1 protein-coding gene and 1 pseudogene are annotated in these 1161 nt (G+C 54.5%); both read right to left on the bottom strand.

Annotated elements, in window-relative coordinates; translation table 11 throughout:
* Window positions 1-351: 351 nt before the first annotated feature.
* A complete protein-coding gene (locus ACP5H1_RS08445) occupies window positions 352-492 on the bottom strand; it encodes a hypothetical protein (RefSeq protein WP_427974081.1) in 141 nt (46 codons plus the stop codon).
* A 374-nt stretch (window positions 493-866) separates the two neighbouring features.
* A pseudogene (locus ACP5H1_RS08440) lies at window positions 867-1161 on the bottom strand (hypothetical protein); the annotation flags it as partial.

Here is a 1161-nt window from a genome sequence, read left to right as displayed (position 1 = left end):
CATAAAGTATGTCGCGGCTGCAGGCCCCCTGCGAAGCTCTTATGGAGCCTACCCAGCAGGCCCTCATACCTCAGTAACAGATAAGAGGGAGCCACTGCGTCGTCCAAAAATACAATAACATCACCTTCAACCAGCTCAAGGCCCTGATTTACAGCCCCGATAACTCCTGCGCCCCTCTAGGGCCGGGCCTCTACAGGTAAGAAGTAATCCTCTATTACATGCCTTATTACGTTCATATCACAGCTGTAAACTATTATCACCTCGTCCGGCCTTCTCCTCTGAAGCCTCAGGGATAAGAGGAGGTCCCTTATCTCAGGCCTACATAGAGTGGGGATGACGACAGAGATCTGGTCATGGCTCCTCTACCATGACACAGCCGGTTAAGTCTAAGGCCTGCAGGACACCCTCTGAGACCACGCCAACAAGCATCTTTGAGCCCCCCTGGTCACAGATGTAGGGCTTGAGGTTAGCAGACCTGAACCTTTCTAGCACCAGCTAAGCCCAAGCCTCTCAGCGATCTAGAGTAAAACTGAGAACACGATATGGTCATAGTCTGCATTGATCTCTTTGACTGGGTCTACGAGCCCTACGACCATATTCTTGAACATCAGGTCATGGTTGTTAAGCCCTACGTCATACCTGTATATACCTTTAACGAGAGCAACCAAGTAGGTCGGGGAGGGGGGGCTGCGAGGCGTAGGAGGGGCCTCCTGCCTAGGTCGGGAGCGAAGCGAACTCCCTGTAGGTGAAACCATTGCCGCGGATGAGATTAAGGACGTTTTTAACCGTTCTGACTAATTTGCCCGCGCCGCTGACGCCGTAACGAGCTGCGTCGTCTAGTAGGTGCCCTACATGGGCTCTTCGTGTCAAGGGCTCTCTAAGAGGCACAGGCAAGTGATAGTTAAGCCCAACCCTTGCGAAGAACTCCACGTCCTCCGCCACGTTAAGGTCCCTCCAGCGTCCCTCCAGCCTCCTCTCTCCACTGCAAACTCCTTAGCAGTGAGGTAGAACAGCGGCCTCTGGATGCCCGTGACCATGCCCCAGTCTATCGATCTGTGGAAGTAGGCGTTGTACTCGTCGTCAAGGTCGAAGTACGCCGCGTAGGAGCCCTCAGGGCACCTCCTCAGCGCGTAGTCCTGCCCCTCCCCCTGGTCAAGCCCA

The organism is Acidilobus sp. (genome assembly GCF_049973875.1).
Taxonomy (GTDB): Archaea; Thermoproteota; Thermoprotei_A; order Sulfolobales; family Acidilobaceae; genus Acidilobus.
The sequence above is the reverse complement of the archived record's forward strand: the minus strand, read 5'-3'. Positions and strand labels throughout refer to the sequence as shown.